4 protein-coding genes are annotated in these 4,961 nt (G+C 70.2%); all 4 read left to right on the plus strand.

All coding sequences use genetic code 11. The annotated features are described in order from the left end of the window. Nucleotides 1–866: ABC transporter ATP-binding protein (locus A5714_RS17815; protein ID WP_156747371.1), on the plus strand; the 866-nt coding region annotated here is incomplete at its 5' end. Beyond that, the gene (locus A5714_RS17820; protein ID WP_369829455.1) at nt 800–2,719 is read left to right on the plus strand and encodes an ABC transporter ATP-binding protein; all 1,920 of its coding nucleotides are present in this window, start codon (nt 800–802) and stop codon (nt 2,717–2,719) included. The genes A5714_RS17815 and A5714_RS17820, both read left to right, overlap by 67 nt. A 124-nt stretch (nt 2,720–2,843) precedes the next feature. After that, nucleotides 2,844–3,542, plus strand: coding sequence for a hypothetical protein (locus A5714_RS17825; protein WP_068287323.1), 699 nt, complete (start codon nt 2,844–2,846; stop codon nt 3,540–3,542). A gap of 185 nt (nt 3,543–3,727) precedes the next feature. After that, the gene (locus tag A5714_RS17830; protein ID WP_068287325.1) at nt 3,728–4,843 is read left to right on the plus strand and encodes a BTAD domain-containing putative transcriptional regulator; all 1,116 of its coding nucleotides are present in this window, start codon (nt 3,728–3,730) and stop codon (nt 4,841–4,843) included. Nucleotides 4,844–4,961 lie beyond the last annotated feature (118 nt).

Consider the following 4,961-nt stretch of genomic DNA (forward strand, 5'->3'; position numbering starts at 1 on the left):
TGCTGCCCCGCGCGTCCGTGTGCGCCGAACGGATCACCGAGGTGCTCGCCACCCAACCCGCCGTCGCCGACCCGCAGACCCCGACGGTCACGCCGGACGCCATCACCGGGTCCGTGCGCCTCGCCGGTGTCACGTTCACCTATCCGGGCGCCGATCGGCCGGTGCTGCACGACATTTCGTTCACGGTCGAACCGGGGACCTGTACCGCGGTCGTCGGCAGCACGGGGTCGGGCAAGTCGACGCTGGTCGCGTTGATCTGCCGGCTCTACGACGCGACCGCCGGCGCGGTCTTCGTCGACGGTGTCGACGTCCGCGAGTACCCCACCGAACGCCTCTGGGCCGCCATCGGGCTGGTGCCGCAACGCGGTTACCTGTTCAGCGGGACGGTCGCGGACAACCTGCGCTACGGCGCTCCCCCCGGCCGCGAAGTCACCGACGACGACATGTGGGACGCGCTGCGCGTCGCCGACGCCGACGGATTCGTCCGCGCCCACGACGACGGGCTGCGCATGCGGGTCGCCCAGGGCGGTATCAACTTCTCCGGTGGGCAACGGCAGCGCCTGGCGATCGCCCGCGCGGTGATTCGCCGCCCCGCGATCTACCTGTTCGACGACGCCTTCGCCGCGCTCGACGTGCACACCGAGGCCCGGGTGCGCGCGGCGCTGCGCACCGCCTCCGGCGGGGCCACCTCTATCGTTGTCACACAACGCGTTTCGGTGGCCGCGGCGGCCGACCAAGTGGTTGTCGTCGACAACGGCACCGTCGTTGGGCGCGGCACGCACGAGGCGCTGCTGACCGGGTGCGCCACCTACGCCGAGTTCGCCGACTCGCAGTCGATCAGCGCCGGGGTGGGGAGTGGCCCGTGAGCGGCGCGAGGGACTTCTGGGCCTGCGCCGCGCGACTGGTGAAACGGCTTGCGCCGCAACGCCGGCTGAGCGTGGCGGTGATCGTGTTGGGCCTCACCGGCACGGCCATCGGTGTCGTCGTTCCCCGAATCCTGGGCCACGCCACCGATCTGCTGTTCGACGGCGTCATCGGGCGGCGGCTGCCCGCCGGGATCACCAAGGCGCAGGCCGTTGCCGCCGCGCGCGCCCGGGGCGAAGACACCTTCGCCGACCTGGTGTCCGCGATGAACGTGGTGCCCGGCCACGGCGTGGACTTCGGGGCGGTGGGCCGCACGCTGGCGGTCGCCGCGGCGTTGTATGCCGTTTCGGCGCTGCTGATCTGGGCGCAGGCGCGGCTGCTCAACGTCACTGTGCAGCGCACCATGGTCGCGTTGCGCTCCGACGTCGAGGACAAGATCCACCGGCTGCCGCTGTCGTATTTCGACGGCCGCCAGCGCGGCGAGTTGCTCAGCCGCGTCACCAACGACATCGACAACGTCCAGTCGTCGCTGTCGATGACGCTCAGCCAGCTGCTCACGTCGCTGCTCACCGTGGTCGCGGTGCTGACGATGATGTTGTCGATCTCCCCGCTGCTGCTGCTGATCACCCTGCTGACGGTGCCGCTGTCGCTGCTCGCCACCCGCGCGATCGTGCGACGGTCGGCGCGGCTCTTCGCCGCCCAATGGGCCAGCGTCGGCCGCCTTAACGCCCACATCGAGGAGACGTACAGCGGTTTCACACTGGTCAAGACGTTCGGCCATCAGGGCGCGGCGCGCGCTCAGTTCCGTGCCCTCAACGACGACGTTTATCGCGCGAGTTTCGGGGCCCAGTTCTTCTCCGGGTTGGTCGCGCCCGCCACCACGTTCGTCGGCAACCTCGGCTACGCGGCGGTCGCCGTCGTGGGCGGCCTGCAGGTGGCCACCGGTCGCATCACGCTCGGCAACATCCAGGCCTTCATCCAATACGTGCGGCAATTCAACGGCCCCGTGGGGCAGGTCGCGGGGATGTACAACGCCCTGCAGTCCGGAATCGCCAGCGCTGGAAGGGTTTTCGAGCTGCTCGACGAACCCGAGGAGACCCCGGGACCCGAGGCGGCCCTGGGCGCGGCGGCGCGGCCACGCGGGCGCGTCGAATTCCAGCACGTCAGCTTCGCCTACCGGGCGGGTACGCCGGTGATCGAGGACCTGTCGCTGGTGGCCGAGCCCGGCAGCACCGTCGCCATCGTGGGGCCGACCGGCGCCGGCAAGACCACGCTGGTGAACCTGTTGATGCGGTTCTACGAGGTGGACTCCGGCCGGATCCTGCTCGACGGCATCGACATCGCCACGGTCAGCAAGCAGGCGCTGCGGGCACGGATCGGGATGGTGCTGCAGGACGCCTGGCTCTTCGACGGCACGATCGAGGAGAACATCGCCTACGGGCGCCCCGGCGCCGGCCCCGACGAGGTGATCGCGGCCGCCCGGGCGGCCTACGTCGACCGGTTCGTGCACACGCTGCCCGCCGGGTATCAGACCCGCATCACCGGCGACGGTGCCAACATCAGCACCGGCGAGCGGCAGCTCATCACCATCGCCCGGGCCTTCCTGGCCCGGCCGCAACTGCTGATCCTCGACGAGGCGACCAGTTCGGTCGACACCCGCACCGAAGCCCTCGTCCAGCGAGCGACCCGCGAACTGCGCCGTGACCGCACGAGTTTCATCATCGCGCATCGACTTTCGACAATCCGCGACGCCGACCGCATCCTGGTGGTGCAGGCCGGCCGGATCGTCGAACAGGGCAGCCACACCGAACTGCTGGCCCGGCGCGGCGCCTACTTCGCGATGACCCGGGCCTAACACCCAGCGGCGCCAGAACGGCGCCAGAACGGCTCCAAGAATCCGTCAAGGATCCTCGAAGGCGCGCGTCGGAGGCTTTTCTCGCAACACCGAACAAGCCACCGATCCGCAAGAGAGGCCCGTCGTGAAGATCAACACCGTCGCCGGGGCCGCCTCGGCGGCCTGGTTCGCCCTGGTCGCCTGCGCCGTCGCCGCGGCGCTGTCCGCCCCCGCCTGCGCGGCGGCCGGCGGCATGTACGGCGACCCGGCCGCCGCCGCCAACTACTGGCGCCAGCAGCAGTACGACGACTGCGTCTTGATGTCGAGCGCCGACGTCGTCGGCGAGCTGACCGGCACCCTGCCGTCGGAGCAGGCCATCATCGAGATGGCCCAGACCACACCGAGCACCGTGCACCCGGGCTCGATCTACGTCAAGCCCGTCAACACCAGCGACCCGGATTCGGGCATGGGCGCCGACATGCGCGACGTGGCCGCCCTGCTGGCCAAGTATCAGGTCCGCGCCAAGCTCACGGACAAGGACAGCGCCGCCGAAACGGGCATCCCCACCGGGATCCCCGGCCTCGAGCAGGCGCTGGGCGCCGGCCGCAAGGTGATCGCCAGCGTGAACTCCGCGCTCATCTGGCACCTGCCCGTCACCGACCGGGACGAGCAGGGGAACCCGCAGACGGATCACGCGGTGGTGGTCACCGGCGTGGACTCGGTCAACGGCATCGTGCACCTCAACGACAGCGGCGCCGAGGACGGCCGCGACGAGCAGGTCCCGGTCAAGCTCTTCAGCGAGGCGTGGGACGCCGGCGACGACGTGATGGTCGTGACGACCTGACGCCGCACCGGCTGGGGAGTCTCCGGCTTGACTCGGCGCGCCCGCGTTGGCGTGGTGTCACAATCACCATTGGCATTACGTGACCGGCGCCCGGCGCCCCCGACGCGGAGAGGCTGACACGCGTGCAGTTGCGCCCATCCGGGTCGGACGCCGGGCTGGAACTCGGCCTGCTGGGCCCCCTGGAGATGACCGTCGGGGGCGCGCTGGTGCCCTTGGGCACCCCCAAGCAGCGCGCGGTGCTGGCCGTGCTGCTGATGAACCGCAACAGTCCCGTAGGTGTCGACCGGTTGACCACGGCGCTGTGGGCGGAAGCGCCGCCGTCGGGCGCCCGGGCCAGCCTGCACTCCTACGTGTCCAACCTGCGCAAGCTGATCAACGGCGCCGGGATCGACCCGCGCAACATCCTGGTTCCGGCGCCGCCCGGCTACCGGCTCAACATCCCCGACGCGGCGTGCGACCTCGGGCGGTTCAACATCGACAAGACCGCCGGCGTGCACGCGGCCGCCGCGGGCCGCTTCGACGCGGCCAGCGGGCACCTCAGGGCCGCGTTGGACCAGTGGCGGGGACCCGTGCTCGAAGACCTGCGGGACTTCGCGTTCGTCGACACCTTCGCCACCTCGCTCGTCGAGGAGAAGCTTCTTGTGCACACGGCGCTAGCCGAGTCCGAGATAGCCTGTGGCCGAGCCCAACTGGTGATCGGTGAGCTCGAGGCGCTCACCGCCGAGCACCCCTACCGCGAGCCGTTGTGGGCGCAGTTGATGACGGCCTACTACGTCAGCGACCGCCAATCCGACGCCTTGGCGGCCTACCGCCGCGTGAAGGCATTGCTCGCCGATGAGCTGGGCATCGACCCGGGCGCCACGCTGCGCGAACTCAACGACCGAATCCTGCGCCAGGACCCGCTGGACGCCAGGAAGAACGCCATGACGACCGCGGCCGTCACGATCACGGTGCTCGAGCAGTACACGCTGGTGGCCGAGCGTAGGGCGGCCGCCTATCTGCAGGATGCGTCCGGACGGCGGTATCCCCTGCACGCGACAACGCGGATCGGACGGCTCAGCGACAACGACATCGTGCTGGACTCGCCGAAGGTCAGCCGCCACCATGCCGTCGTCGTCGACGCCGGCGCCAGCTACATCATCAATGACCTGCGGTCCGCCAACGGCGTGCACGTGCAGCAGCAACGCATCCACGCGACCGCCACCCTGCAGGACGGCGACCAATTGCGAATCTGTGACCACGAATTCACGTTCCGGATCACCGGTCACGAGCAGGGCGGGGGGTCGGCCGCGACTCCGTGACCAGCGTGCGGACCGGCGCGGGGCGGCCGCGCCTGGCAAATGTTCCGGGTTACCGTGCGCTGTGGTGGGCCGCGGCCTACCGTCATGATTGCTCGGTCACTGGTTTGCGATTGCGCGG

It is taken from the genome of Mycobacterium sp. E2462, from assembly GCF_001672685.1.
GTDB lineage: Bacteria > Actinomycetota > Actinomycetes > Mycobacteriales > Mycobacteriaceae > Mycobacterium.

Coding starts and splice junctions, on each gene's coding strand:
- A5714_RS17830 (WP_068287325.1), top strand. CDS start 3,728: ATGACCGTCGGGGGCGCGCTGGTGCCCTTGGGCACCCCCAAGCAGCGC.